24 protein-coding genes are annotated in these 25,689 nt (G+C 65.5%); 15 read left to right on the forward strand and 9 right to left on the reverse strand.

The features are described from left to right. Nucleotides 1-5 precede the first annotated feature (5 nt). From ACY8GK_RS18555 to exaC, 5 genes are all read right to left on the reverse strand, one after another. On the reverse strand, nucleotides 6-653 hold the full coding sequence (locus ACY8GK_RS18555) for a DedA family protein (protein WP_196178192.1): 648 nt from the start codon (nucleotides 651-653) through the stop codon (nucleotides 6-8). 267 nt (nucleotides 654-920) lie between these two features. Beyond that, nucleotides 921-1,739: an ethanolamine ammonia-lyase subunit EutC gene (eutC, locus tag ACY8GK_RS18560; RefSeq protein WP_462401778.1), complete on the reverse strand. Its 819-nt coding sequence runs from the start codon at nucleotides 1,737-1,739 to the stop codon at nucleotides 921-923. 6 nt (nucleotides 1,740-1,745) lie between these two features. Further along, nucleotides 1,746-3,140 (reverse strand): ethanolamine ammonia-lyase subunit EutB, encoded by a 1,395-nt coding sequence (locus ACY8GK_RS18565; RefSeq protein WP_462401779.1) that lies wholly within the window; start codon nucleotides 3,138-3,140, stop codon nucleotides 1,746-1,748. A gap of 80 nt (nucleotides 3,141-3,220) precedes the next feature. Next, a complete protein-coding gene (gene eat / locus ACY8GK_RS18570) occupies nucleotides 3,221-4,669 on the reverse strand; it encodes an ethanolamine permease (RefSeq protein WP_462401780.1) in 1,449 nt (482 codons plus the stop codon). 156 nt (nucleotides 4,670-4,825) lie between these two features. Further along, the gene (gene exaC, locus ACY8GK_RS18575; protein WP_196178185.1) at nucleotides 4,826-6,346 is read right to left on the reverse strand and encodes an acetaldehyde dehydrogenase ExaC; all 1,521 of its coding nucleotides are present in this window, start codon (nucleotides 6,344-6,346) and stop codon (nucleotides 4,826-4,828) included. A gap of 263 nt (nucleotides 6,347-6,609) precedes the next feature. Between exaC and ACY8GK_RS18580 the strand changes: the two genes are divergently transcribed. The 4 genes from ACY8GK_RS18580 (at nucleotide 6,610) to ACY8GK_RS18595 (ending at nucleotide 10,855) form a co-directional block, all read left to right on the forward strand. Then, nucleotides 6,610-8,523, forward strand: a complete 1,914-nt coding sequence (locus ACY8GK_RS18580) for a sigma-54-dependent Fis family transcriptional regulator (protein ID WP_462401781.1) — start codon at nucleotides 6,610-6,612, stop codon at nucleotides 8,521-8,523. Between the two features lie 66 nt (nucleotides 8,524-8,589). Further along, on the forward strand, nucleotides 8,590-9,939 hold the full coding sequence (gene mpl / locus ACY8GK_RS18585; RefSeq protein WP_462401782.1) for a UDP-N-acetylmuramate:L-alanyl-gamma-D-glutamyl-meso-diaminopimelate ligase: 1,350 nt from the start codon (nucleotides 8,590-8,592) through the stop codon (nucleotides 9,937-9,939). Continuing rightward, nucleotides 9,936-10,565, forward strand: coding sequence for a flavin prenyltransferase UbiX (gene ubiX, locus ACY8GK_RS18590; protein WP_196178179.1), 630 nt, complete (start codon nucleotides 9,936-9,938; stop codon nucleotides 10,563-10,565). Before mpl ends, ubiX begins: the two co-directional genes overlap by 4 nt. Before the next feature lie 8 nt (nucleotides 10,566-10,573). Continuing rightward, entirely contained in the window at nucleotides 10,574-10,855 is a 282-nt protein-coding gene (locus ACY8GK_RS18595) for a YceK/YidQ family lipoprotein (protein ID WP_196178358.1), read from the forward strand. A 72-nt stretch (nucleotides 10,856-10,927) separates the two neighbouring features. Here the strand turns inward: ACY8GK_RS18595 and ACY8GK_RS18600 are convergent, their stop codons facing one another. Next, complete coding sequence (locus tag ACY8GK_RS18600) at nucleotides 10,928-11,569, reverse strand: oxidoreductase (RefSeq protein ID WP_196178177.1); 642 nt, start codon at nucleotides 11,567-11,569, stop codon at nucleotides 10,928-10,930. A 27-nt stretch (nucleotides 11,570-11,596) separates the two neighbouring features. Continuing rightward, the gene (locus ACY8GK_RS18605; RefSeq protein WP_196178176.1) at nucleotides 11,597-13,330 is read right to left on the reverse strand and encodes a C13 family peptidase; all 1,734 of its coding nucleotides are present in this window, start codon (nucleotides 13,328-13,330) and stop codon (nucleotides 11,597-11,599) included. A 199-nt stretch (nucleotides 13,331-13,529) separates the two neighbouring features. On the opposite strand from ACY8GK_RS18605, the gene ACY8GK_RS18610 reads away from it, so the two are divergent. The 3 genes from ACY8GK_RS18610 to ACY8GK_RS18620 are packed head-to-tail and all read left to right on the forward strand — an operon-like array spanning nucleotide 13,530 to nucleotide 15,205. Further along, a complete protein-coding gene (locus ACY8GK_RS18610) occupies nucleotides 13,530-13,892 on the forward strand; it encodes a CidA/LrgA family protein (RefSeq protein WP_196178174.1) in 363 nt (120 codons plus the stop codon). Beyond that, nucleotides 13,889-14,605 (forward strand): LrgB family protein, encoded by a 717-nt coding sequence (locus tag ACY8GK_RS18615; protein ID WP_196178172.1) that lies wholly within the window; start codon nucleotides 13,889-13,891, stop codon nucleotides 14,603-14,605. Before ACY8GK_RS18610 ends, ACY8GK_RS18615 begins: the two co-directional genes overlap by 4 nt. 9 nt (nucleotides 14,606-14,614) lie before the next feature. Continuing rightward, nucleotides 14,615-15,205: an LON peptidase substrate-binding domain-containing protein gene (locus ACY8GK_RS18620; RefSeq protein WP_462401783.1), complete on the forward strand. Its 591-nt coding sequence runs from the start codon at nucleotides 14,615-14,617 to the stop codon at nucleotides 15,203-15,205. A 68-nt stretch (nucleotides 15,206-15,273) separates the two neighbouring features. Here ACY8GK_RS18620 and ACY8GK_RS18625 read toward each other — a convergent pair whose 3' ends face one another. Both ACY8GK_RS18625 and ACY8GK_RS18630 read right to left on the reverse strand, forming a co-directional pair. Next, nucleotides 15,274-16,614, reverse strand: a complete 1,341-nt coding sequence (locus tag ACY8GK_RS18625) for a bifunctional DedA family/phosphatase PAP2 family protein (RefSeq protein ID WP_462401784.1) — start codon at nucleotides 16,612-16,614, stop codon at nucleotides 15,274-15,276. 1 nt (nucleotide 16,615) lies between these two features. After that, complete coding sequence (locus ACY8GK_RS18630; protein ID WP_462401785.1) at nucleotides 16,616-17,308, reverse strand: DNA-3-methyladenine glycosylase; 693 nt, start codon at nucleotides 17,306-17,308, stop codon at nucleotides 16,616-16,618. A 295-nt stretch (nucleotides 17,309-17,603) separates the two neighbouring features. On the opposite strand from ACY8GK_RS18630, the gene ACY8GK_RS18635 reads away from it, so the two are divergent. From ACY8GK_RS18635 to ACY8GK_RS18670, 8 genes are read left to right on the forward strand one after another with little or no spacing between them, the layout of a single operon-like run. Continuing rightward, a complete protein-coding gene (locus tag ACY8GK_RS18635) occupies nucleotides 17,604-18,875 on the forward strand; it encodes a glutamate-5-semialdehyde dehydrogenase (protein ID WP_196178164.1) in 1,272 nt (423 codons plus the stop codon). 13 nt (nucleotides 18,876-18,888) lie between these two features. Then, nucleotides 18,889-19,530, forward strand: a complete 642-nt coding sequence (nadD, locus tag ACY8GK_RS18640) for a nicotinate-nucleotide adenylyltransferase (protein ID WP_196178356.1) — start codon at nucleotides 18,889-18,891, stop codon at nucleotides 19,528-19,530. 43 nt (nucleotides 19,531-19,573) lie between these two features. Further along, entirely contained in the window at nucleotides 19,574-19,993 is a 420-nt protein-coding gene (gene rsfS / locus ACY8GK_RS18645; RefSeq protein ID WP_196178162.1) for a ribosome silencing factor, read from the forward strand. A gap of 9 nt (nucleotides 19,994-20,002) precedes the next feature. Further along, nucleotides 20,003-20,470, forward strand: a complete 468-nt coding sequence (gene rlmH / locus ACY8GK_RS18650) for a 23S rRNA (pseudouridine(1915)-N(3))-methyltransferase RlmH (RefSeq protein ID WP_196178160.1) — start codon at nucleotides 20,003-20,005, stop codon at nucleotides 20,468-20,470. A gap of 17 nt (nucleotides 20,471-20,487) precedes the next feature. Next, nucleotides 20,488-22,377 carry a penicillin-binding protein 2 gene (gene mrdA / locus ACY8GK_RS18655; protein ID WP_462401786.1) on the forward strand — a complete coding sequence of 630 codons (1,890 nt, stop codon included), beginning with the start codon at nucleotides 20,488-20,490 and terminating at the stop codon, nucleotides 22,375-22,377. Between the two features lie 38 nt (nucleotides 22,378-22,415). After that, entirely contained in the window at nucleotides 22,416-23,519 is a 1,104-nt protein-coding gene (gene rodA, locus ACY8GK_RS18660) for a rod shape-determining protein RodA (RefSeq protein WP_196178354.1), read from the forward strand. 17 nt (nucleotides 23,520-23,536) lie between these two features. Then, nucleotides 23,537-24,547: a lytic murein transglycosylase B gene (mltB, locus tag ACY8GK_RS18665; protein WP_196178156.1), complete on the forward strand. Its 1,011-nt coding sequence runs from the start codon at nucleotides 23,537-23,539 to the stop codon at nucleotides 24,545-24,547. Then, complete coding sequence (locus ACY8GK_RS18670) at nucleotides 24,547-25,548, forward strand: septal ring lytic transglycosylase RlpA family protein (RefSeq protein ID WP_196178154.1); 1,002 nt, start codon at nucleotides 24,547-24,549, stop codon at nucleotides 25,546-25,548. The genes mltB and ACY8GK_RS18670 overlap by 1 nt, the downstream gene beginning before the upstream one ends. Nucleotides 25,549-25,689 lie beyond the last annotated feature (141 nt).

Genomic DNA, 25,689 nt, shown 5'->3' on the forward strand with positions numbered 1-25,689 from the left:
CGGGGTCAGTGCGCCTTGGCTGCCCGGCCACCACGGCCGCGCGACAGACCGATGAGCATCGGCACCAGGGAAAGCAGGATGATCGCCACGATCATCAGCGACAGGTGCTGCTTGATCAATGGCACGTTACCGAAGAAGTAGCCGAGCGTGACCAGGCTACCGACCCACAGTACCGAGCCTGCGACGCTGAAGCCGAGGAAGCGCGGGTAGTGCATGCGAGCGATGCCGGCGACGAAGGGCGCGAAGGTGCGCAGGATCGGCAGGAAGCGCGCCAGGGTGACGGTCTTGCCGCCATGGCGTTGGTAGAATTCATGGGTCTGTCGCAGATGGTCGCGACGGAAGATCTTCGAGTTGGGGTTGCGGAACAACCGTTCTCCCGCCGTGCGGCCTATGACGTAGTTGGTGCTGTCACCAAGGATCGCCGCCGCCATCAGCAGGCCGCCGAGCAGGACCGGGTCCATGCCGCCACCGGCGGCCACGGCTCCGGCGATGAACAGCAGCGAGTCGCCTGGCAGGAACGGCATGACCACCAGCCCGGTTTCGCAGAAGATCACGGTGAAGAGGATCGCATAGATCCAGGGCCCATAATTGCTGACCAGCAGATCTAGGTAGGCATCGAGATGCAGGATGAGGTCCAGCGGGTTGAAATCCATGTACAGCACCTGTGTTCTTGAGCGGCGAGGGCTCGCGATAGCGGACGATGCCAAGGGCGTAGCCAGGCTTTTTTGTACGAAAAGTCCTAGCAAGAACGTTCGTACCAGCCTGAATTCACCGGGTAAAAGGTAAAATTTCACACATGGCAGCTAGGCATTATACGGCGAAGATCGCTTTATGCCCGGAGAGTTTGTAGCGGCGGGTTACCGTGGGCCAGGCCTGTGCCGACAGGCAGACTGATTGCGCAATCTGCCTTGCCATCGGCCCTATTCCCTGGGCAGCAGGAAGTTTCCGGTCGTGTCCGGCTGGTCGTGCTGTTCGAGGGCATGGACCTGTGCCTCGTCCTTGAGCCTGACGCCGGACAGCTGGCGCCTGCAAGCCTCGCGCATGAGATACAGCAGGCGGTGGGCGGCCATGCCGTAGCTCAGGCCTTCGAGCCGCACGTTGGAAATGCAGTTGCGATACGCATCGGTCAGGCCGACCCGCGGGCCATAGGTGAAATACACGCCAAGGCTGTCCGGCGAGCTGAGCCCTGGCCTCTCGCCGATCAGCATCACCGTCATGCGCGCACCGAGCAGCTCGCCGATTTCGTCGGCCACCGCGACCCGGCCCTGCTCGACCAGCGTGACCGGCGCCACCGACCAGCCGTCCGCCGCCGCCTGCTCCTTGAAGCGGGCCAGCAGCGGTAGAGCGTGGCGATGCACGGCCAGCGCCGACAGCCCGTCGGCGATCACGATCGCCAGGTCGGCCCCGCCAGGTTGCTCGTCGACGTGTTCGCGCAGGGTCTGGATCGACGCCTGGTCCAGCCGGCGACCCAGATCCGGGCGCTGCAGGTACTGGTCACGGTCGCTGGCCGCGCTGTGCAGCAGCAACGCGGCATGGCCGAGCTGGGCGAGCCCGTCGCCCAGGCTGGCTCGGTCGAACGGCAGGTGCACCGCGTCACGAGCCTGCGCATGGGCGAACTGGAAGTCGAGCTGGGCGCGGGTCGGCAGGCTGGTGCCGGCCCGACCCAGGGCGATGCGTGCCGAGGTCAGGGTGCGCAGGGCGTGCCAGGGGTTTTCGGTACTCGGAGTGGTTTTTTCCATGGTCTTCTATCCCAGTTGTGCCAGTGCCTGGCGGAAAGCCGCTGGCAAGCTCTCGGCCAAGCGCACCTGGCCATCGGCCTGGGTGAGGATGCCGGTACGGGCCAGCCACTGCTCGAATTCCGGTGCCGGGCGTAGACCAAGGGCCTGGCGCGCATACAAGGCATCATGGAACGAGGTGGTCTGGTAGTTGAGCATGATGTCGTCGGACCCCGGGATCCCCATGATGAAGTTGATCCCGGCCACGCTCAGCAGGGTGAGCAGGCTGTCCATGTCGTCCTGGTCGGCCTCGGCGTGGTTGGTATAGCAGATGTCGCAGCCCATCGGCACGCCCAGCAGCTTGCCGCAGAAATGGTCCTCCAGGCCGGCACGAATGATCTGCTTGCCGTTGTACAGGTACTCGGGACCGATGAAACCGACCACGGTATTGACCAGGAACGGCTTGAAGTGCCGGGCGACGGCATAGGCGCGTGCTTCGCAGGTCTGCTGGTCGACGCCATGGTGGGCGTTGGCCGACAGCGCGCTGCCCTGGCCGGTCTCGAAGTACATCAGGTTCTGTCCCAGGCTGCCGCGCTTGAGGCTCAGGCCAGCCTCGTAGCCTTCCTGCAGCAGGTTCAGGTTGATACCGAAGCCGGCATTGGCCGCTTCGGTGCCGGCGATGGACTGGAACACCAGGTCCAGCGGCACGCCGCGCTCGATGGCCGCGATCGAAGTCGTCACATGGGTCAGCACGCAGGCCTGGGTCGGGATGTCGTAGCGCTGGATGATGGCATCGAGCATTTCCAGCAGGGCGCAGATCGAGGCCGTGCTGTCGGTGGCCGGGTTGATGCCGATCATGGCGTCGCCGTTGCCGTACAGCAGGCCGTCGAGGATGCTGGCGGCGATCCCGGCGGGATCGTCGGTCGGGTGGTTCGGCTGCAGGCGCGTCGATAGCCGTCCACGCAGGCCCATGGTGCCGCGAAAGCGCGTCACCACGCGGATCTTCTGGGCGACCAGCACCAGGTCCTGGATACGCATGATCTTCGACACTGCCGCAGCCATTTCCGGGGTCAGGCCGGGCGCCAGGGCACGCAAGGCGGCTTCGTCGGCCTGCTCGCCGAGCAGCCAGTCGCGCAAGCCACCCACGGTCAGGTGACTGACCGGCGCGAAGGCCTCGGCGTCATGGGTATCGATGACCAGCCGGGTGATTTCGTCATCTTCGTAAGGGACCAGCGCCTCGTCGAGAAACTGCCGGAGCGGGATGTCCGCCAGTGCCATCTGCGCCGCGACCCGCTCGGCGTCGCTGCTGGCGGCCACGCCAGCGAGAACGTCACCGGAGCGGGCCGGGCTGGCCTTGGCCAACACTTCCCTGAGACTGTCGAAACGGTGGATCTGATTGCCGACCGTATGTACGAAACTTGCCATTCACAACCTCCACGGCGCCGAGGCGGTCACGGCGCAGGTCAGCCAGGCGCGCGGCAGCGATGCCCCTGGCCTGTTCAGGATCAGTGCAGCGCCTGTTCGGCTTTCTGGATGGCGGCGAACTCCTCCTCCGGGGTGCCAGCCACCAGATGATGCCGACTGTAGAGCGCAAAGTAGGCGATCAGCACCGCATAGATCAGCGCCGCGCCGATCACCACCCGTGGGTCGACCAGGAAGCCGGCGACCACGGCCAGGCAGGCCAGCACCAGCGCCACGCCGGAGGTCAGAATGCCGCCGGGGGTGCGGTAGGGGCGCTCCATCTTCGGACGACGAATGCGCAGGGTGATATGGGCAGCCATCATCAGTACGTAGGACAGCGTCGCGCCGAATACCGCCACCAGGATCAGCAAGTCGCCCTGGCCGGTCAGCGACAAGGCGAAGCCGATGATGCCGGGGATCACCAGGGCCAGCACCGGCGCCTTGCTCTTGTTGGTCTGGGACAATTTGCGCGGCAGGTAGCCGGCCCTCGACAGGGCGAAGATCTGCCGCGAATAGGCATAGATGATCGAGAAGAAGCTGGCGATCAAGCCTGCCAGCCCCACCAGGTTGACGAAGCCGCCCATCCAGGTCGAGCCGCCGTAGGCCTTGGCCAGTGCCTCGACCAGCGGGTTGCCCGAGACCTTGAGCGCGTCGGCTCCGGCTCCGCCAGGGCCGATCACCAGGATCAGCAAGGCGAAGCTGAGCAGCACCAGCATGGCGCCGATCAGGCCCCGTGGCAGGTCGCGACGCGGGTTCTTGGTTTCCTCGGCGGCCAGCGGCACGCCTTCGACGGCCAGGAAGAACCAGATCGCGTAGGGTATCGCCGCCCAGACCCCGACATAGCCGAACGGCAGGAAGGCGCTGGCGCCGGCTGCACTGGTCTGGGGAATGTCGAACAGGTTGGCTGCATCGAAATGGGGCAGCATGCCAAGCAGGAAGACCGCCAGGGCGATGGCCGCGACCGCGGTGATGATGAACATCAGCTTCAAGGCTTCGCCAACGCCAAAGATATGGATGCCGATGAACACGATGTAGAACGCCAGGTAGATCATCCAGCCGCCGATGCCGAACAGCGACTGGCAGTAGGCACCGATGAACACGGCAATCGCCGCCGGCGCGATGGCGTATTCGATGAGAATGGCCGTACCGGTCAGGAAACCGCCCCACGGCCCGAAGGCGCTGCGCGCGAAGCCGTAGCCGCCGCCGGCGGTGGGAATCATCGAGGACAGTTCGGCCAGGGAGAAGCACATGCACAGGTACATGGTGGCCATCAGCAAGGTCGCCAGGAACATCCCGCCCCAGCCTCCCTGGGCCAGGCCGAAGTTCCAGCCGGCGTAGTCGCCGGAAATGACGTAGGCCACGCCCAGGCCCACCAGCAGGACCCAGCCGGCGGCGCCTTTCTTCAGTTCACGTTGCTCGAAGTAGTCGGCCCCGACCTTCTCGAAGTCGACTGAAGCACCTGCCGGTGCATTTGCGGAATGATCGCTAGGCATCGTGTTCACCTTTGTTGTTCTTGGTGGCCGGCAGGAGATGCCGGCCCTTGGTGATCGGTCCTGCATGAAGCGCGCCATCTCCATTCAAGCCACGAGCCGCAAGAGAAAAGCAGGCCGTGCACGCTCTGCTTTTTCTTGCAGCTTGCAGCTTGCAGCTTAGAAGAACCCCAGCGGATTGATGTCGTAGCTGACCAACAGGTTTTTGGTCTGCTGGTAATGATCGAGCATCATCTTGTGGGTCTCGCGACCGACGCCGGACTTCTTGTAGCCACCGAAGGCCGCGTGCGCCGGGTACAGATGATAGCAGTTGGTCCAGACGCGACCGGCCTTGATGCCGCGACCCATGCGGTAGGCGCGGTTGATGTCGCGGGTCCAGACACCGGCGCCGAGGCCGAACTCGGTATCGTTGGCGATCGCCAGGGCCTCGGCTTCGTCCTTGAAGGTCGTGACGCTGACCACCGGGCCGAAGATCTCTTCCTGGAACACGCGCATCTTGTTGCTGCCCTTGAGCAGGGTCGGCTGGATGTAGTAGCCGGTGGCCAGGTTGCCTTCGAGCCTTTCCACCTGGCCGCCGGCCAGCAGCTCGGCGCCTTCCTGCTCGGCGATCTGCAGGTAAGAGAGGATCTTGTCGAATTGCTGCTGCGAGGCCTGGGCGCCGACCATGGTCTCGGTGTCCAGCGGGTCGCCGCGCTTGATCTTCTTGACCTTTTCCAACACCACTTCCATGAACTGCGGGTAGATCGATTCCTGAACCAGCGCGCGCGATGGGCAGGTGCACACTTCGCCCTGGTTGAAGAAGGCCAGCACCAGGCCTTCGGCTGCCTTGTCGATGAACGACGCTTCGGCCTGCATGACATCTTCGAAGTAGATGTTCGGCGACTTGCCGCCCAGCTCCACGGTGGACGGGATGATGTTCTCGGCGGCGCACTTCATGATATGCGAGCCGACCGGAGTGGAGCCGGTGAAGGCGATCTTGGCGATGCGCTTGCTGGTGGCCAGCGCCTCGCCGGCTTCGCGGCCATAGCCTTGCACGATGTTGAGCACGCCAGGTGGCAACAGGTCGCCGATCAGCTCGGCCAGCACGCTGATGCCCAGCGGGGTCTGCTCGGCTGGCTTGAGCACCACGCAGTTGCCGGCAGCCAGGGCCGGGGCGAGTTTCCAGGCAGCCATCAGCAGTGGGAAGTTCCATGGGATGATCTGGCCGACCACGCCGAGCGGCTCATGGATGTGATAGGCCACGGTGCTGTCGTTGATCTCGGCTGCAGAACCTTCCTGGGCACGAATGCAGCCGGCGAAGTAGCGGAAGTGATCGGCCGCCAGCGGAATGTCGGCATTGAGGGTCTCGCGGATCGGCTTGCCGTTGTCCCAGGTCTCGGTGATCGCCAGCAGTTCGAGGTTCTGTTCGATGCGGTCGGCGATCCGCAGCAGGGTGTTGGAGCGATCCTGGACCGAGGTACGGCCCCAGGCATCGGCGGCGGCATGGGCGGCATCGAGGGCTTTTTCGATGTCTTCGGCAGACGAGCGGGGGAATTCGGCGATCGGCTTGCCGTTCACCGGGGAGGTATTGGTGAAGTATTCACCTTTGCTCGGAGGCACGAACTCACCGCCGATATAGTTGCCGTAACGTGCCTTGAACGACACTTTCGCGCCTTCGGTGCCGGGATGTGCGTAACGCATGGTGTGTCTCCTGTCTGTGGTTTTGTTGTGGAGTCTGCAAAGCGTAGAGCAAACCTCGGGCCATTGTCGCAAACCGCTCTGGCTAGCGGCCTTTGGCCGGGGCAGGTGATCTGCCGCAGGCTTTCGTACCCGCTTTGCGACACTCGCCGATGACACTTTGTACCGTTTCCGACACGCTGCGCCTGGTCGGAGGCTGGGGATCGTTGCAAAGCACCGGGAGGTGGAGGATGCTGGGCAGACTCTATCTGCGGGGCACAACAACAATGCAGAGCAATCCCTTCATCCAGCATGCCGACCAGGTGGTGACGGTCGCCCGCGGCAAGGCCAGCGGGCCGGGCAGCGACCCTTCGATCGCCCGTTCCTGGCTGCGCTGCCTGAACGACTACCATCTCGACCCGAGCGTCGCCCAGGCTCCCGTGGTGCTGGAGCAGGCCCGCCTGCGGGAAAGCCGCGAGCGCCTGCGCCAGGTGCTGCGGATCGCCCATGACGAGATGCACAGCCTGCACCGCCAGCTATGCGGCGCAGGCCACGCCGTGTTGCTGACCGACGCCCGCGGCATCATCCTCGACTGCGTCACGACGCCCAGCGAGCAGCAGGTCTTCGAACGTGCCGGGCTGTGGCTTGGCGCGGACTGGAGCGAGGCCCGCGAGGGCACCAACGGCATCGGTACCTGTGTCATCGAACGCCAGGCGCTGACCATCCACCGCGACGAGCATTTCCGTGGGCGGCACACCGGGCTGACCTGCTCCGCGAGCCCGGTGTTCGACCCCCATGGCGAGCTGCTGGCCGTGCTCGATGTTTCCTCGGCGCGCCTCGACGTGTCGCGCCAGAGCCAGTTCCACACCATGGCGCTGGTCAGCCTGTCGGCCAGGATGATCGAAAGCTGCTGCTTCCTGCGCCAGTTCGAAGACCAGTGGCTGCTGCGCTTGCATCTGCAGGCCGAGTCCGTCGGCTCGTTCAGTGAAGCGCTGCTGGCGTTCGATGCCCAGGGGCGTATCCGCGCCGCCAACCAGGGCGCTCTGAACCTGCTCGATAGCGCTCGCGGCGCGTTGCTCGGCGAACCGCTGGAGCGCTTCCTGGCCTGCCGTACCGAGGACCTGCTCGGGCGTGCCATGCCCCAGGGCAGCACTGTCTGGCCGTTGCGCCTGGGTGATGGTCGGCAGGCCTACGCCAGCGTGCGCGGCCGCGCATCGACGCCAGCCTGGTCGATACCCCTGGCGTCGCTCTCGTCGGCAGCCGGGCCCAGTAGCGGCATCTGCCTGCTCGATCCGGCGCTGGGCAACGATTTTCGCCGCGCCGTGCGGGTCTTCGAGCGCGATGTGCCGTTGTTGCTGCAAGGCGAGACCGGCACGGGCAAGGAAGCGTTCGCCCAGGCCGTGCACCAGGCCAGCCGGCGCCGCGACAAGCCCTTCGTGGCGATCAATTGCGCTTCGATCCCGGAACACCTCATCGAGAGCGAGCTGTTCGGCTATCGCGGCGGCAGCTTCACCGGGGCACGCAAGGAAGGCATGCGTGGCAAGCTGCTGCAGGCCGATGGCGGAACCCTGCTGCTCGACGAGATCGGCGACATGCCGCTGGCCCTGCAGACCCGACTGCTGCGCGTGCTCGAAGAGCGCCAGGTGGTGCCGATCGGAGGCGAGCCCCAAGCCGTGGACGTGCGAATCATCAGTGCCACGCATCAGGCATTGCTCGAGCGGGTGGAGCAGGGCAGCTTCCGTGAAGACCTCTACTACCGCCTGAGCGGCCTGGAAATCGCTCTGCCTGCCTTGCGTGAGCGCAGCGACAAGGGGCAGCTCCTGGACCTGCTGATGCAGCAGGAGGCCAACGGCCAGCCCGTCAGGATCGAGCCAGGCGCGCGCCAGGCCCTGCTGGATTTCGCCTGGCCAGGCAACGTGCGCCAGCTGCGCAATGTGCTGCGCACCTTGGTGGCGCTTTGCGAAACCGGCTGGATCGGCCTCGATGACCTGCCGCCACCGATTCGCCGCAAGGGAGCGCCACCAGCGCCGGTGGCGATCACGCCTGCCACCGGCCGTCTCGAGGATGCCGAGCGCGGCGTGCTGCTGACCATGCTCGAAGAGCATCGTTGGCACATGACCCAGGTGGCCGAGCAGCTGGGGATCAGCCGCAACACCCTGTATCGCAAGCTTCGCCGGCATGGCATCGGGCGCAACCGCTGAGCCAAACAGCGGGTGCGATTTGCCGCGGCCTGGGCTACCCTGCCTCGACGTTTTGCGAGGTCGACCATGCATATTCACATTCTCGGTATTTGCGGCACTTTCATGGGCTCACTGGCGGTGTTGGCCAAGGAGCTCGGCCATCGGGTGACGGGCTCGGACGCCAACGTCTACCCACCGATGAGCACCCAGCTTCAGGCCCAGGGCATCGAGCTGACCCAGGGCTACGACCCTGTCCAGCTCGAGCCGGCGCCTGACCTGGTGGTGATCGGCAATGCCCTGTCGCGGGGCAACCCGGCGGTCGAGCATGTACTGGACAAGGGCCTGCCGTACGTATCCGGCCCCCAATGGCTGGCCGACCATGTGCTGCAAGGACGCTGGGTCCTGGCGGTGGCCGGCACCCACGGCAAGACCACCACCAGCAGCATGCTGGCCTGGGTACTGGAGCATGCCAGCATGAGCCCCGGCTTTCTCATCGGCGGCGTGCCGCAGAACTTCTCGGTGTCGGCCCGCCTGGGCGAAACGCCGTTCTTCGTGGTCGAGGCCGACGAGTATGACAGTGCCTTCTTCGACAAGCGTTCGAAGTTCGTCCACTACCGCCCGCGTACCGCCATCCTCAACAATCTCGAGTACGATCATGCGGATATCTTCCCGGACCTGGCCTCGATCGAGCGGCAGTTCCATCATCTGGTACGCACCATTCCCAGCCAGGGCCTGATCGTTCATCCCACCACCGAGCAAGCCCTGAAGCGAGTGATCGGCATGGGCTGCTGGACTCCGGTGCAGACCACCGGCGACGGTGGCCAATGGCAGGCGCGCCTGCTCAGTGCCGATGGCTCACGTTTCGAAGTGCTGTTCGATGGCCAGCTGCAAGGCGTGGTCGAATGGTCGCTGACCGGCCAGCACAACGTGGCCAATGCCCTGGCCACGCTGGCCGCCGCGCGGCACGTAGGCGTGGTGCCATCCATGGCGATCGAGGGGCTCGGCGCCTTCAAGAGCGTCAAGCGCAGGATGGAGCAGGTCGCCGAGGTCAATGGCATCACCATCTACGATGATTTCGCCCATCATCCGACCGCCATCGCCACCACCCTGGACGGTTTGCGCAAGCGCGTCGGCGACACGCCGGTGATCGCGGTGATCGAGCCACGTTCCAACTCCATGAAGCTGGGCGCTCACCGCGATGGCCTACCGCAGAGCGTATCCGCCGCCGACCAGGTCATCTGGTACGCACCAGCGAACCTTGGCTGGGACCTGGCAGCCACCGCGGCGCAGTGCCAAGTGCCAGCGGTGGTGGCCGACAGCCTCGAAGCGATCATCGAGCGCGTCAAGGGCCAGGCGCGTCCTGGCACCCAAGTGGTGATCATGAGCAACGGCGGCTTTGGCGGCCTGCATGGCAAGCTGGCCGAGGCGCTGCGGTGAGCGGGCCAGAGCGCATCACGCTGGCGATGACCGGGGCCTCGGGGGCGCAGTATGGCCTGCGCCTGCTCGACTGCCTGGTACGCGAGGACCGCGAAGTCCACTTTCTGATCTCCAAGGCCGCGCAGCTGGTGATGTCGACCGAGACCGACGTGATCCTGCCGGCCAAGCCCCAGGCGATGCAGGCGTTTCTCACCGAGTACACCGGTGCCGCGGCTGGCCAGATCCGCGTGTACGGCAAGGAAGACTGGATGTCGCCCGTGGCGTCCGGCTCCGGCGCGCCGGCCGCCATGGTCGTGGTGCCGTGCTCCACCGGCACCCTGTCGGCGATCGCCACCGGCGCGTGCAACAACCTGATCGAGCGGGCGGCCGACGTCACTCTCAAGGAGCGCCGCCAGCTGATCCTGGTGCCGCGCGAGGCGCCGCTGTCGACCATCCATTTGGAGAACATGCTCAAGCTCTCGCGGATGGGCGCAGTGATCCTGCCGGCCGCGCCAGGCTTCTATCATCAGCCGCAGACCATCGACGACCTGGTCGACTTCGTCGTCGCTCGCATCCTCAACCTGCTGGACATCCCCCAGGACATGCTGCCGCGCTGGGGCGAGCATCATCTGGGGGCGCAAGAGTGAGGGGGCGCCTGGCCGCCAGCCTGGCCGGGCTGCTGGCGCTGTCCAGCGGCTGCGCGACGGTACGCACGCTGGATGCGGCCAGGCCAGGGGCGCCAGTGGTCTACGCCGGAACCCGGCTGGACCTGTACGCCATCGGTGGCGGCTGCTGCGCCATGGACCGCTTCGGCGCGCCAGCCCCGGCCCACCCAAGACTGGACCTTCCTGGCAGCCTGGTGCTCGACACGCTGCTATTGCCGTTGTCGGTGCTGACGGTGCTGGGCGTGGGGTTCCAGGCCAGCGGCGGGTTGTAACGGGCGAGGGGGCTGGCAGCGGCCTGACCATCAATTGCCCGGAGCCCCATCATCGCACCGCGTGCCACCTGGCTACTTGCCCAGTCGGCGTAGTTCATCCGACTCCACGATCCTCACCCCATCCTGCTCTTCCAGCGCCAGGCGCCAGAGGGCTCGGGCCAGGGCACAGGCTTCGATCCCCCGGTACTTGCCTGGCACCAGCTTGGACAGCGGCGCGGCGATGCGCTCGGCCAGGCGCTGCTCGAGTCGCTCACCGATCAGCAGCGAGGGCCGCACGATGGTCAACTGCGGCCAGTCCTGCGCCTTGAGCGCTTCTTCCATCTCGCCCTTGACCCGGTTGTAGAAGATCGACGAATGCGGATCGGCACCGATCGCGCTGACCACCAGCAGGTGCCTGGCGCCCAGCTCCCGGGCGCGCTTGCCGAACGCCACGACCATGTCCAGATCCACGGCGCGGAAGGCCGCTTCGGAGCCGGCCTGCTTGAGGGTAGTGCCCAGGCAGCAGAAGGCGATGTCGACGCGCCCGGCCAGGCTCGGCAGGAACACGGCCGGATCACCGACCGGATTTTCCAGGTGAGGATGTTCGGCCAGCGGCCGGCGGGTCGGCGCCAGTACCCGGGTGATGGTCGGCTCGTTGAGCAGCCGGTCCAGCAGGTGTTCCCCCGTCAATCCGGTCGCTCCGGCAAGCAGGACATGCTGAGGAGTCAAGTACATGCTGTTTCTCCTTTTTTTCCAGTCAGCTTAGTGGCTGTCCGCTTTCTGCGCCTGTCTGGCAGCAGGCGGCGGTGCCACGTCCCGCAAGGCATCCTGGGCCTGCTGACGGCGCAGGCGTTGCCAGTGCGCGAGCACGGGCGCAGGTGCCCAGATCTGTGGTTCGGAGGCTTCGAAGCCTTCTTGTCGTTCTCGTTCGGCAACCGTGGCGCGCGCCAGTTCGAACGCTTGTTCGAGATCGTCGGTGTGGTTCAGCGCCTGGCCGAACAGGGCGTCGCCAAAGTAGGTGAAATCCGCTTCCTCCGAGCAGCCGAACGATACCCGGTCCGCCTGCGAAGCGGTCATGACCAGCGTGTGTTCGTCCTTGAGCGGAGCGATGTAGCCACCGGAATAGCAGGCCGACACGACGATCACCTTGTTGCGCTGCTTGAGCGGGGCCAGGGCGCTGGCCAGTTCGTCGGCGGACAGGTCGGCCAGTTGCAGGCGCGGCTGGTCGAGGACCAGGTGATGATCCTGGCTGCCATGGCTGGTCAGGTAGATGAAGATCAGGTCTTCCGGGCCGCTGCGCTGCGCCAGGGCCTGCGCGCTGCGGGCCAGGTTCTCGCGAGTCGCCATGGGGCGATCGGCCAGGTGGTCGCGATGGTTGGCCAGGGTCACCTGGCCGTGGGCGCCGAAGCGGACCTTGAGCAGCTGCGTGACGTAGTCGGCTTCACGCAGGAACACGCTCTGCTGGCCATCCCCGGCCACCACCAGGCTGTACAGCTCGATGGCGGGCCTTGACGGCCTGAGCGCCGCCAGGGCCTGATCGAGCAACCTGCCCTGGTTGAGCAAGGCCAGCTCCAGCGGGTCGGGCAGCAACCTGCCATGCTCATCACGTACGCGGACACCGTTGGCCCACTGGCCAGCCTCGACCCGCCCATCGGGCAGCGACAGGCGCCCTTGGCCATGGTAGGCATCGTTTTCGAAGCCGCCGACGTAATGGCTGCCGTCGGCCAGCTGCAGGCGGCCCTGGCCGCTGAAGCGCCAATCACGGAAACCGCCCTTGTAGCGGCTGCCATCGCTGCCGAGCAACTCGCCTTCGCCGCTGAGCGAGCCGTTGCGGAATTCGCCGATCCAGACATCACCGTCGACGTTTTCGTAGCGGCCACGGCCCTCGAGGCGGTTGTCCTTGAACTCGCCGGTGTACTGCTCGCCGTCGACACTGGTGAAGGTGCCGCTGCCTTGCAGCAAGCCGTCGACGAACAGGCCGCTGAACTGGTTGCCGTCAGGGTCGCTGCGCACCCCGGCGCCGTTTGGCTTGCCATTGGCGAACAGACCCTGGTAGCGGCTGCCGTCGGCTAGTTCGAGCTGGCCGGCACCGGAATACTGGTCATCCTTGAATTCGCCGCGATAGACCGCGTCGCGCTCCTTGAGCGTGCCTTCGCCGTCGCGGCGACCATGCTTGAAGGTGCCGCTGTAGCGGCTGCCGGGCGTGACCAGCTCGCCCAGCCCATGGAACAGGCCCTGGGCGAACTCGCCGCGATAGGATTCGCCATTGCTGCCATGCCATTGGCCCTGGCCGTGCCACTGGCCGTCGACGAAGCCACCGGCATACCAGCTGCCGTTGGGGTAGTCGATGCGCCCCTGGCCTTGCAGCAGCCCGTCGACCACCTCGCCACGGTAGCGGCCGCCGTCCGGCAGGCGCGCATCCGGTGGCAGCAAGGACTCGCCGTCGCCACATGCGGCGAGCAGCAGGGTCAGGGCGAGGGGCAGCAGCGGGCGCATGATCGATTCCAGGCGAGAGACGGGCGCAAGTATGCCGTAGAATGCCAGCGCTGAAACAGCTGCGCCCGCCGTGCAACATGCCCGAATATCGGAGTGGATCAGCGCTTGCCGATCCGTTGGCGGTTTCGCGGGCTGCATGGCTATCGGGCCGTGACGGACAGCATGCTTATAATGGCCGTGTCGCTCGAAGGAGATGTCTATGCTGTTGCGAGGTTTGACCTGGCTGGTGCTGTTCCAGCTGCTGGGCACGGCGCTCAATCACCTGCTGCTGCCCATCCTCCCGGGCCCGATCATCGGGCTATTGTTGTTGCTGGTGTTCCTGATGCTGCGCGGCGAGGTCGGCAAGCCGTTGACCGAAGCCTCCAGCAGCCTGTTGCGCTACCTGCCGCTGTTGCTCGTCCCGCCCGCGGTGGGCGTGATGGTCTATGCCAGGGATATCGCGGCCGATTTCTGGGCCATCGTCGGCGCCTTGGTCATTTCCTGCCTGTTCACCCTGGCGTTCGTCGGCGTGCTGATGCACAAGCTCATCCAGCGCCAGGGCAAGCGCGAGGAACAGCCATGATCCTCGACTGGCAAGGGGCGGGCAGCGCGGTGGTGCATCATCCGCTGTTCGGCATCGGCATCACCCTGGGCGCCTACCAGCTGGCGCTGGCGCTGTACGAACGAACGCGCTGGATCTTCCTGCAGCCGGTGCTGCTTTCGATGCTGCTGGTGATCGGCATGCTGCTGGCATGCGGGATCGGCTACGGCGAATACCGCACGAGCACCGAGATCCTCAACATTCTTCTCGGCCCGGCCACCGTGGCCCTGGCCGTGCCGCTCTATCTCAACCTGCGGCGCATCCGCCAGCTGTTCTGGCCGACATTGACTACGCTGGTACTCGGCGGAATGTTCGCCACCGGATCCTGTCTGTTGCTAGGTAGCTGGTTCGGCGCCGAGCACATGATCCTCATGACCATGGCGCCCAAGTCGGTCACCTCGCCGATCGCCATGCTGGTAGCCGAACAGATCGGCGGGGTCGCCGCGCTGGCGGCTGTGTTCGTGCTGATCACCGGGGTGCTGGGGGCGATCCTCGGCCCGGCGCTGCTGTCGCGCTTCGGCGTGCGCAGCCCCGAGGCGCGGGGCATGGCGCTCGGCGTGACGGCGCATGCGGTGGGCACTTCGGTGGCGCTGCAGGAAAGCGATGAATGTGGTGCCTTCGCCGCGCTGGCGATGAGCCTGATGGGAGTGGCCACGGCGGTATTCCTGCCGTTGGCGGTGAGTCTGCTGGCCTGAGGATCTATGATGACGTTACCGCTGTTTCCCCTCGATACCGTGCTGTTTCCCGGCTGCATGCTCGACCTGCAGATCTTCGATGCGCGTTACCTGGACATGATCGGCCGCTGCATGAAGCAGGGCGAGGGCTTCGGCGTGGTCTGCATCCTCGAGGGCGAGCAGGTCGGCAAGGCACCGCCAGTGGTCGCCTCGATCGGCTGCGAGGCGCTGATCCGCGATTTCAGCCAGCAGGACAATGGCCTGCTCGGCATTCGTGTCGAGGGCGTGCGCCGCTTCGAGCTCGAACGCACCGAAGTGTCGAAGGACCAGCTCCTGCTCGGCGAGGTTCGCTGGCTGGAAGAGCTGGCCGACAGCCCGCTGTCCGAACGTGACGATGACCTTCTGGCCTTGCTCCAGGCCCTGGGCGAACATCCGATGGTCGAAGCCCTGGACATGCCACGCCCGGTGGCTGGCCAGCAGGCCCTGGCCAACCAGCTGGCCTACCTGTTGCCGCTGATGGACGAAGACAAGCTCGACCTGCTGGCGATGGACTCGCCGCCACAGCGGCTGGACATGATCCAGACCCTGCTGGAACGGATGCAAGGCGAGCTGTTCGCCTGAGCGGCCACTCGCCACCCTGTCGCTGGATGGGCGCTTTCAGTACCGGGTGTTTGCAGGGCCACTCGGGGCTAGGGCAATGGCGCATCTAGCAACTGGTACTGATAGCGCGAGATGGCCTCGGGCAGGGCGTATAGCGCGAAGAACGACAACAGCGCCACGCAGGCTGGCAGGATCAGCCACCAGACCCGTGGTGCCAGCGCCTCCAGCGGCTGGCGGCGTTGCACCACCGCCAGGCTGGCGGCGCACAGGCAACAGGCCAGCAACGAACCGGCCAGCACGTCGGTCGGCCAGTGCGCGCCGAGATAGACCCGTGACATCGCGATGGCCAGGGCCGGCAGGCAACCCAGGGTGATCCAGGTGAGTCGCATGCGGGCCGGCTGGGCGCGGCCGGCGAGCACGGCCAAGGTCAGGAAGAAGGCGAAGGACGCCGAGCTGTGACCGCTGGGCATGCTGTAGCTGGTCAGCGGGTCGGTCAGCACCTCCGGACGGGCCCTGGCGAACAGCCACTTGAGCGTGCCATTGGCCACTGCCGTGCCCAGCAGCGCGGCGCAGGCGAACGTGGCATGGCGCCACTGGCGGGCGACCAGCAGCAGCACGGTCAGCAGGAGGCCCAGGATCAGCTGGGTTCGAAAATCCCCGAGGCGGGTGACCACCACCACCGCGCTGTCCAGGGCCTGGCGGCGATGTTCCTGGATCAGCGTCATCACGCCCTGGTCGAACTCATGCAGGTAGGGCCAGCCGAAGAACACCGCCAGCAGCGCCAGGAAGCTGACCGCCGCGATCAGGCGTGTGCCGTGGCGCTGGCTGCGCAGGCTGCTGTTGATGCTCAGGCCGATCAGCACGGCCAGGGTTGCGGCGATGATTCCGGCATCCAGCCAGAAGCCTTCCGGCAAGGGCAGGCGCATCGCCGCACCGGTCGCCCAGCCAGGCAGCAGGTAGGCGACCGACCAGCCGGCGGCGGCGACCATGCTCACGCCGATGAAGCGTGGCAGTGGCATGTCGAACATGCCGGCGACCATTGGCAGCATGGGGCGCAGCGGGCCGATGAAGCGGCCCACCAGCAGGCTGGCGATACCATAGCGCTGGAAGTAGGTCTCGGCGCCACCGATCCACTCGGGATGCTGGCGCAACAGCGGCAGGCGACGGATGTTCTGATGAAAGCGTCTGCCCAGGGCATAGGACAGGGCGTCGCCGAGCAGTCCCCCGGCGAAGCCCAGCAGTAGCGTCTCGCCCAGCGAGAACGCGCCGCTGCCGGCCAGTACCGCGACGGCGAACAGCAATACCGTGCCGGGCACGATCACGCCGGCGATGGCCAGGCATTCCACGCAGGCGACCAGAAAGATCGCCACACCAAGCCATTGCGGATTGGCGCCAAGCCATCCGGTCAGGCTGTCGAGCCATTGGCCCATATCAGCTTCCTTGTTCGATGATGAAGAAATCCCGGCCCTCGACCTGACCCCTGCGCAGCGGGTTGCGTGTGCAGTGGCGCGCATGCTCGGCATCGACGAAACGGTAGGGCAAGTGTTCATCACGTCCCTGGGAAATGCCGAGGCGGGTGGTCTGAATAATGTGTTTCACTTTGATACCGCAATCTTCCACATAAAAACGTTCAGGATCGAAACGCTTGGCGTCCCATTGCGGTACCTTCAGGCCCAGGGCCCGGCACAGCAAGGTCTGCCCTGCGCACAAGCGCTCGGGTGGGCGCATCGCGCCACTGGCGTCGGGGTTGTTGATCTGCATTTGCGCCAGGCTGTTCTCGTTCGAGCGTGCGTCCACCCAAGGGTAGGCCGACTTGATCAGCACGGCGTTGCCAGGGCCATGGGCACTGAAGTTCAGCGAGTCGCCGCCACGAGCGTAGTACATGTAGATATGCCCGCCATCGAGGAACAGCGCGCGACGCTTCTCGGTGTAGCCCAGCGAAGCATGGCTGCCTCTGTCGGTGAGGTAGTAGGCTTCGGTCTCGATGATCCGCGCGGCCAGCCACAGGTCGCCATGGCGGTGCCGGATCACCTTGCCCAACAGTGCCTGGGCCAAGGTCTGGGCATCGCGGTCGAAGAAGCTGTCCGGCAAGGCCAAGGCCGGTCGGGAAGACGGATCGGGCATCTCATGGGCTCGTGGTGCGGGGGGCTGGATCATAGCAGTCGGTCGCCTGGTCGAAGAAAGGGTGGTTGGCCTCTCAGACGGCCGCGCAGCCAGATAATTCGACGACGCTTGCCAGCAGCGCGGGTCACGAGCGCGCACTGTGCGGGTTGATTTCCAGCGGCCTCCGTCAATGGCGGTTACATCTTTCCTGCAGATTATTCCTACGCAATGACTACCATCTGCCAGCCACCGCTGGGCGTATATCCGCGCGGCAGTTATAATCAGCCGATTTCCCCTTCGCCAAGACACAAAGCCCATGACTGAGTCCGTTTCTGACTACATGACCCGCCTCGGTCGAGCCGCCCGCGAGGCCTCCCGGGTGATCGGCCGGGCCAGCACCGCGCAGAAGAACCGTGCCCTGCTGGCCGCCGCCGATGCGCTGGATGCCGCGCGCGAAGAGCTGACCACGGCCAACCGGCGCGACCTCGAAGGCGGCCGTGCCAATGGCCTGGAGCCGGCGCTGCTCGATCGCCTGGCCCTGACCCCGGCGCGCATCGATGGCATGATCGCCGGCCTGCGCCAGGTCGCCGGCCTGCCGGACCCGGTGGGGGCGATCCGCGACATGAGCCATCGTCCGTCGGGCATCCAGATCGGCAAGATGCGGGTACCGCTGGGAGTGATCGGGATCATCTACGAGTCGCGCCCCAACGTGACCATCGATGCCGCCAGCCTGTGCCTGAAGTCGGGCAATGCGACCATCCTGCGTGGTGGCTCCGAGGCCATCCACTCCAACCGCGCGATCGCCGCCTGCATCCAGCGTGGCCTGGCCGAGGCTGGCCTGCCGCCGGCGGTGGTGCAGGTGGTGGAAACCATCGACCGCGAAGCGGTGGGGGCGCTGATCAGCATGCCGGAGTTCGTCGACGTGATCGTCCCGCGTGGCGGCCGTGGCCTGATCGAGCGTATCAGCCGCGACGCCCGCGTCCCGGTGATCAAGCATCTCGACGGTATCTGCCATGTCTACGTCGCCGAGCACGCCGAGCTGGAGAAGGCCTGGCGCATCGCGTTCAACGCCAAGACCTACCGCTACGGGATCTGCGGCGCCATGGAAACCCTGCTGGTCGACCAGCGCATCGCCGCCGACTTCCTGCCGGAAATGGCCCGTCGCCTGCGCGACAAGGGCGTCGAGCTGCGTGGCTGCGAACGCACCCGCCAGATCATCGAGGCGCTGCCCGCCAGCGAAGAGGACTGGCGCACCGAGTACCTGGCGGCCATCCTCTCGATCCGCGTGGTCGACGGCCTGGATGCCGCCATCGAGCACATCAATCACTATGGCTCGCACCATACCGATGCGATCGTCACCGAGCACCAGGGCCAGTCCCGGCGTTTCCTCGCCGAGGTCGATTCGGCGTCGGTCATGCTCAACGCCCCGACCTGTTTCGCCGATGGCTTCGAATATGGCCTGGGTGCCGAGATCGGCATCTCCACGGACAAGCTGCACGCCCGTGGCCCGGTCGGCCTGGAAGGGCTGACCTGCGAGAAGTACGTGGTGATCGGCGACGGCCAGCTGCGTGGCCAGGAGTCCTGCTGACTTGAGCCAGGCAGTGCGTCGCGTCGGCATTCTCGGCGGTACCTTCGACCCGGTGCATATCGGTCACCTGCGCAGCGCGCTGGAGGTTGCCGAGTTCATGGAGCTGGACGAGCTGCGCCTGCTGCCCAATGCGCGCCCGCCACACCGGGACACGCCGCAGGTGACCGCCGCCGATCGCCTGGCGATGGTCAGGCACGCGGTGCAGGACGAGCCGCGGCTGGGCGTCGATGCCCGGGAGCTGGCGCGCGACAAGCCTTCGTATACCATCGATACCCTGGAATCGGTTCGCGCCGAACTGGGTGCCGACGACCAGCTGTTCCTGTTGCTGGGCTGGGATGCCTTCTGTGGCCTGCCTGGCTGGCATCGCTGGCAGGAGCTGCTGCAACATTGTCACATCCTGGTGCTGCAACGCCCGGATGCCGACGTCGAACCACCAGACGAGCTACGCAACCTTCTGGCGGCGCGCTCGCAGAACGATCCCGCCGCCTTGCCAGGCCCGGCGGGGCACATTTCGTTCATCTGGCAGACACCGCTCGCGGTCTCGGCCACACAGATCCGACAGCTGCTGGCCAGCGGCAAGTCGGTACGGTTCCTGGTGCCGGACGCAGTACTGGCCTACATCGAGGCGCATGACCTTTACCGTGCGCCGAACTGAAGGCGCCTGAGCGCGCCTATCCAACGAGTTGAACGAGTTCTCTATGACCAAGCAGAAAATTTCCGGCGAAGAGCTGGTCCAGTTGGCCACCTCGGCCCTGGAAGACGTCAAGGCCCAGGACATCCAGGTCATCGACGTGCGCGACAAGCACAGCCTGACCGACTACATGATCATCGCCACCGGTACTTCCAATCGCCAGATCAATGCGATGCTCGAGAAGGTCCGCGAAATCGTCAAGCACAAAGGTGTCCAGCCCCTGGGCGAGGAAGGCAAGGGCGACAGCGACTGGGTGCTGCTCGACCTCAACGACGTCATCGTGCACATGATGACCGCCGCGGCCCGCCAGTTCTACGACCTCGAGCGGCTGTGGCTGGGTGCCGAGCAGAGCCGTGCCTCCGATGGCAAGCACCATAGCCCGGAAAACACCCACAGCTACGCCGACAACCTCAAGGATCGGGGCTGAGCAAGGGCCGTGCGTCTACGTCTGATCGCGGTCGGTTCGCGCATGCCTCGCTGGGTGGAGGAGGGCTGGCACGAATATGCCAAGCGTCTGCCGCCCGAACTGGCGCTGGAACTGGTGGAGATTCCGCTCCACACCCGTGGCAAGAACGCCGATGTCACCCGGCTGATCCGCCAGGAGGGCGAAGCCATGCTGGCCAAGGTCCAGCCTGGGGAACGGATCGTCACACTGGAAGTCCATGGCAAGCCATGGAGTACCGAGCAACTGGCCACCGAGCTGGATCGCTGGCGCCTCGATGCGCGTACGGTGAACCTGATGGTCGGTGGTCCCGAAGGGCTCGCGCCGCAAGTCTGTGCCCGTAGCGAACAGCGCTGGTCGCTGTCGCCGCTGACCCTGCCGCACCCCCTGGTAAGGATACTGATCGGCGAACAGCTGTACCGCGCCTGGACCGTGCTGTCCGGGCACCCTTATCACAAATGAGCCAGTAAGCCTTCCCGATGTCGCAACCGATTCGTCTCAAGGACCACGAGAAAGACGCCCGCCTGGTGCGCAATCGTGTCGTGGTCGGCGCGGTTGCGGTCATGTTGCTGGTGTGCGTGCTGATTGCCCGGCTCTATTACCTGCAGGTCATCCAGTACGACTATCACTCGACGCTTTCGGAAAACAACCGGGTGCACGTGCAGCCGATCCCGCCGACCCGCGGGCTGATCTTCGATCGCAACGGCGTGATCATCGCCGACAACCGGCCCAGCTTCAGCCTGACCATGACCCGCGAGCGCACCGGCAACTGGCAACAGGTGCTGGATTCGATCATCGAGGTCCTGGAACTGACCGAGGACGACCGGGCGCTGTTCGAAAAACGCATGAAGCAAGGGCGCCGGCCGTTCGAGCCAGTGCCGATCCTGTTCGAACTGACCGAGGAACAGATTGCCCGCATCGCCGTCAACCAGTTCCGCCTGCCCGGCGTGGAGGTGGTCGCGCAGCTCGTGCGGCATTATCCCCAGGGCGCGCATTTCGCCCATTCGGTCGGTTATGTCGGGCGGATCAACGAGAAGGAACTCAAGACCCTCGACCCTGTTAACTACAGCGGTACCCATCATATCGGCAAGACCGGCATCGAACGCTTCTACGAAGCCGAGCTGCATGGCCAGGTAGGCTACGAGGAAGTCGAGACCAATGCCCGCGGCCGAGTATTGCGGGTGCTCAAGCGCACCGACCCGAAACCGGGCAAGGACATCGTCCTGAGCCTGGACATCAAGTTGCAGGAGGCGGCCGAAGCCGCCCTGGGCGGGCGTCGCGGCGCCATCGTCGCGCTCGACCCGCGCACCGGCGAGGTCCTGGCCATGGTCAGCCAGCCGAGCTTCGACCCCAACCTGTTCGTGACCGGGATCAGTTTCAAGGCGTATGCCGAGCTGCGCGACTCGATCGACCGACCGCTGTTCAACCGGGTGCTGCGCGGGCTCTATCCACCCGGCTCGACGATCAAGCCGGCGGTGGCCATCGCCGGCCTGGATTCGGGCGTGGTGACGGCCTCCAGCCGGGTCTTCGACCCGGGCTACTACCAACTGCCCAACTACGACCACAAGTACCGCAACTGGAACCGCAGCGGCGACGGCTGGGTGGACCTGGACACGGCGATCATGCGCTCCAACGACACCTACTTCTATGATCTGGCGCACAAGATGGGCATCGACCGCCTGTCCAGCTACATGAACCGCTTCGGCATCGGCCAAAGGGTCTCGCTGGACATGTTCGAGGAGTCCGCCGGGCTCATGCCGTCGCGTGAATGGAAGCGCGCCACCCGGCGTCAGGCCTGGTTCCCAGGCGAGACGCTGATCCTCGGCATTGGCCAGGGCTACATGCAGGCCACCCCCTTGCAGCTGGCGCAGGCCACCGCGCTGATCGCCAACAAGGGCAAGTGGAACCGTCCGCACCTGGCCAAGACCATCGAGGGCCAGCCACCGGTGGATGACAATCCCATGCAGGACATCGTGCTGCGCGACAAGTCCGACTGGGCCAAGGTCACCCATGGCATGGAGCAGGTGATGCACAATGCCCGCGGCACCGCGCGCAAGGCTTCGATCGGCGCGCAGTACCGCATCGCCGGCAAGAGCGGCACCGCCCAGGTGGTGGCGATCAAGCAGGGCGAGAGGTACGACCGCAACAAACTCCAGGAGCGCCATCGCGACCATGCCTTGTTCGTCGGCTTCGCCCCGGCCGACGATCCCCGGATCGTGGTGGCGGTGATGGTCGAGAACGGCGAGTCCGGTTCCGGCGTCGCCGCCCCCGTCGTTCGCCAGGTGATGGATGCCTGGCTGCTCGACGAGCAAGGCCGGCTCAAGCCCGAGTTCGCTCCCGACACCGTCGCCCAGGAAACGGCCCCGTGAAGAACAATTTCGATCGCATGCTCTCGAGCGAGGACGTGATGCGTCGACGCGCCAGCTTCCTGCAGCGCATCCATGTCGACGGTCCCTTGCTGATCATTCTCCTGACCCTGGCCGCCGGCAGCCTGTTCGTGCTGTATTCGGCCAGCGGCAAGAACTGGGACCTGCTGCTCAAGCAGGCCAGCTCCTTCGGCCTCGGGCTGATCTCGATGTTCGTCATCGCTCAGCTCGAGCCACGCTTCATGGCCCGCTGGGTGCCATTGGCGTACCTGGCCGGCGTGCTGCTGCTGATCGTGGTGGACGTGATGGGCCACAACGCCATGGGCGCCACGCGCTGGATCAACATCCCCGGGGTGATCCGCTTCCAGCCGTCGGAGTTCATGAAGATCATCATGCCGGCGACCATCGCCTGGTACCTGTCCAAGCGCACGCTGCCGCCGCATCTCAAGCATGTGCTGATCAGCCTGGTGCTGATCGGCGTGCCGTTCATCCTGATCGTGCGTCAGCCCGACCTGGGCACGGCACTGCTGATCCTGGCCTCCGGTGCGTTCGTGCTGTTCATGGGCGGGCTGCGCTGGCGCTGGATCCTCAGCGTGCTGGCGGCGGCGGTACCGGTGGCCGTGGCCATGTGGTTCTTCGTCATGCACGACTACCAGAAGCAGCGGGTACTGACCTTCCTGGACCCGGAAAGCGATCCGTTGGGCACCGGCTGGAACATCATCCAGTCCAAGGCCGCGATCGGCTCGGGTGGCGTGTTCGGCAAGGGCTGGCTGCTCGGTACCCAGTCGCACCTGGACTTTCTCCCGGAAAGCCATACCGACTTCATCATCGCCGTGCTTGGCGAGGAGTTCGGCCTGGTGGGCATCTGCGCGCTGCTGCTGATCTACCTGCTGCTGATCGGCCGCGGGCTGGTCATCACCGCCCAGGCGCAGACCTTGTTCGGCAAGCTGCTGGCGGGCAGCCTGACCATGACTTTCTTCGTATACGTATTCGTCAATATCGGGATGGTCAGCGGCCTGTTGCCCGTGGTGGGCGTGCCGCTTCCCTTCATCAGCTATGGCGGAACTTCGTTGGTGACGCTGCTGTCAGCGTTTGGCGTTCTGATGTCGATCCACACGCACCGCAAATGGATCGCGCAGGTTTGAATAAGGTGAACAATCACATGCAAGCAGTGCGTGGCTGGACAGCCCGTTGGATGCCGTGGATAGGCGCGATGGGCCTGCTCGGCGCAGTCCAGCAGGCCACGGCCGGCGACTACGACGCCTCGCCCCAGGTGGCCGAGTTCGTCGCTGAAATGACCCGTGACCATGGCTTCGCCAGCGAACAGCTGCAGGGCGTGTTCCGGGAAGTCCAGCGCAAACAGTCGATCCTCGACGCCATCTCGCGTCCGGCGGAACGGGTCAAGCCGTGGAAGGACTATCGCCCGATGTTCATCACCGACGCGCGCATCGCCCGTGGCGTGGATTTCTGGCGCCAGCACGAAGCGACCTTGGCGCGCGCCGAGCAGCAATACGGCGTTGCGGCCGAGGTGATCGTGGCGATCATTGGCGTGGAAACCTTCTTCGGCCGCAATACCGGCAACTACCGGGTCATCGATGCCCTCTCGACCCTGGGCTTCGATTACCCGCCGCGCGCCGAGTTCTTCCGCAAGGAACTGCGCGAATACCTGTTGCTGGCTCGCGCCGAGCAGCTCGACCCGCTCACCCTCAAGGGCTCCTATGCGGGCGCCATGGGTTTGCCACAGTTCATGCCGAGCAGTTTCCGCGCCTATGCCGTGGACTTCGACGGCGACGGCCATATCAACATCTGGACCAACCCGGACGATGCCATCGGTAGTGTCGCCAATTACTTCAAGCAGCACGGCTGGGTGGCCGGCGAGCCTGTGGTCAGCCGCGCGATGGTGCTCGGCGAGCGGGTCGACGAAGGCCTGACGCCAGGCATCGAACCGGTCATGACGGTCGCCCAGTTGCGAGCGCTGGGCTGGTCGAGTCATGATGCGCTGCGCGATGATCTGCCGGTCACGGCCTTCCGCCTGGAAGGTGAACAGGGCCCCGAATACTGGATGGGGCTGAAGAATTTTTATGCCATCACTCGCTACAACCGCAGCGTGATGTATGCAATGGCCGTGCACCAGCTTGCGCAGCAGCTGGTCCAGGCCCGGGGTGTCAAGTAATGCGTGTCTTCTCTGTCGATTCCTTCAAGCTGCTGGCCTGCATCATGGCGGGGCTGGTCCTGGCCAGTTGTTCATCCAGTCGCCCCGTGCCGCACAAGAGCAGTGGCGTGGCGGTACGCGCCCAGCCTGGTCTGGACATCAATCGCGCGCACAAGGATGGCGCCCCCTGGTGGGACGTGGATGTCAGCAAGATTCCAGATGCCACGCCGACCCTGCACACCGGCAACTACAAGGCCAACCCCTATACGGTGCTGGGCAAGACCTACTACCCGATCCAGGATTTTCGCAACTACCGCGCCGAAGGCATCGCCTCCTGGTACGGCACCAAGTTCCACGGCCAGAATACCGCCAACGGCGAGGTCTACGACCTGTACGGCATGAGTGCCGCGCACAAGACCCTGCCATTGCCGGCCTACGTGCGCGTGACCAACCTGGACAACCAGCGCAGCGTGATCCTGCGGGTCAACGATCGTGGGCCGTTTTATTCCGACCGCATCATCGACCTGTCCTACGCGGCGGCGAAGAAGCTCGGCTATGCCGAGACCGGCACGGCGCGGGTCCGCGTGGAAGGCATCGACCCGCAGCAATGGTGGGCCGAGCGTGGGCGTCCGGCACCGCTGGTGCTCAAGCAGCCGCAGGTCGCCCAGGCCAAGCCGCTGCCGGCCAGCACCGGCAAGGTCGAGCAATGGACTCCGCCGCCCCAGCAGCATGCCGCGGCGGTGGTCCCGGTACAGGTCGCCGGCAGCAGCGTGCCGAGCAACAGCGGCGGGCTGTTCCTGCAGGTAGGAGCCTTCGCCAACCCGGACGCGGCCGAGCTGCTGCGCGCCAAGCTCAGCACCATGGTCAGTGCGCCAGTGTTCATCAGTTCGATCGTGCGTAACCAGCAGACGCTGCATCGCGTCCGGCTCGGACCGATGAACAACCCGGGAGAGGTGCAGCAGACCCAGGACAGCGTGCGCCTGGCCAACCTTGGCCAGGCCAAGCTGGTCACCGCGGACTAGCGGCGCGCTGTACGCGGGAGCCGGCCGTGGCGCTATACGCTGTTCGCTTGGGGGCTCTCTTTGGAGCTCTCAGTTTGGAGCTTGGAGCTGCCTTTCCATGTACAATGGCGGCTTTTGCCCAGCAGCCGCCGGCCTTTGAAC

The organism is Pseudomonas sp. Marseille-QA0332, from assembly GCF_054950175.1.

Excerpts from the sequence above, each read along its gene's own strand:
- ACY8GK_RS18625 (WP_462401784.1), bottom strand. The coding sequence starts at position 16,614 with ATGGGCCAATGGCTCGACAGCCTGACCGGATGGCTTGGCGCCAATCCG.
- ACY8GK_RS18605 (WP_196178176.1), bottom strand. The coding sequence starts at position 13,330 with ATGCGCCCGCTGCTGCCCCTCGCCCTGACCCTGCTGCTCGCCGCATGT.
- rsfS (WP_196178162.1), top strand. The coding sequence starts at position 19,574 with ATGACCAAGCAGAAAATTTCCGGCGAAGAGCTGGTCCAGTTGGCCACC.
- ACY8GK_RS18580 (WP_462401781.1), top strand. The coding sequence starts at position 6,610 with ATGCAGAGCAATCCCTTCATCCAGCATGCCGACCAGGTGGTGACGGTC.
- ACY8GK_RS18670 (WP_196178154.1), top strand. The coding sequence starts at position 24,547 with ATGCGTGTCTTCTCTGTCGATTCCTTCAAGCTGCTGGCCTGCATCATG.
- ACY8GK_RS18610 (WP_196178174.1), top strand. The coding sequence starts at position 13,530 with ATGCTGTTGCGAGGTTTGACCTGGCTGGTGCTGTTCCAGCTGCTGGGC.
- ACY8GK_RS18620 (WP_462401783.1), top strand. The coding sequence starts at position 14,615 with ATGACGTTACCGCTGTTTCCCCTCGATACCGTGCTGTTTCCCGGCTGC.
- mltB (WP_196178156.1), top strand. The coding sequence starts at position 23,537 with ATGCAAGCAGTGCGTGGCTGGACAGCCCGTTGGATGCCGTGGATAGGC.
- ACY8GK_RS18615 (WP_196178172.1), top strand. The coding sequence starts at position 13,889 with ATGATCCTCGACTGGCAAGGGGCGGGCAGCGCGGTGGTGCATCATCCG.
- rodA (WP_196178354.1), top strand. The coding sequence starts at position 22,416 with ATGCGTCGACGCGCCAGCTTCCTGCAGCGCATCCATGTCGACGGTCCC.
- exaC (WP_196178185.1), bottom strand. The coding sequence starts at position 6,346 with ATGCGTTACGCACATCCCGGCACCGAAGGCGCGAAAGTGTCGTTCAAG.
- eat (WP_462401780.1), bottom strand. The coding sequence starts at position 4,669 with ATGCCTAGCGATCATTCCGCAAATGCACCGGCAGGTGCTTCAGTCGAC.
- ACY8GK_RS18630 (WP_462401785.1), bottom strand. The coding sequence starts at position 17,308 with ATGCCCGATCCGTCTTCCCGACCGGCCTTGGCCTTGCCGGACAGCTTC.
- ACY8GK_RS18600 (WP_196178177.1), bottom strand. The coding sequence starts at position 11,569 with ATGTACTTGACTCCTCAGCATGTCCTGCTTGCCGGAGCGACCGGATTG.
- mpl (WP_462401782.1), top strand. The coding sequence starts at position 8,590 with ATGCATATTCACATTCTCGGTATTTGCGGCACTTTCATGGGCTCACTG.
- ACY8GK_RS18555 (WP_196178192.1), bottom strand. The coding sequence starts at position 653 with ATGGATTTCAACCCGCTGGACCTCATCCTGCATCTCGATGCCTACCTA.
- eutC (WP_462401778.1), bottom strand. The coding sequence starts at position 1,739 with ATGGAAAAAACCACTCCGAGTACCGAAAACCCCTGGCACGCCCTGCGC.
- ACY8GK_RS18635 (WP_196178164.1), top strand. The coding sequence starts at position 17,604 with ATGACTGAGTCCGTTTCTGACTACATGACCCGCCTCGGTCGAGCCGCC.
- ACY8GK_RS18565 (WP_462401779.1), bottom strand. The coding sequence starts at position 3,140 with ATGGCAAGTTTCGTACATACGGTCGGCAATCAGATCCACCGTTTCGAC.
- mrdA (WP_462401786.1), top strand. The coding sequence starts at position 20,488 with ATGTCGCAACCGATTCGTCTCAAGGACCACGAGAAAGACGCCCGCCTG.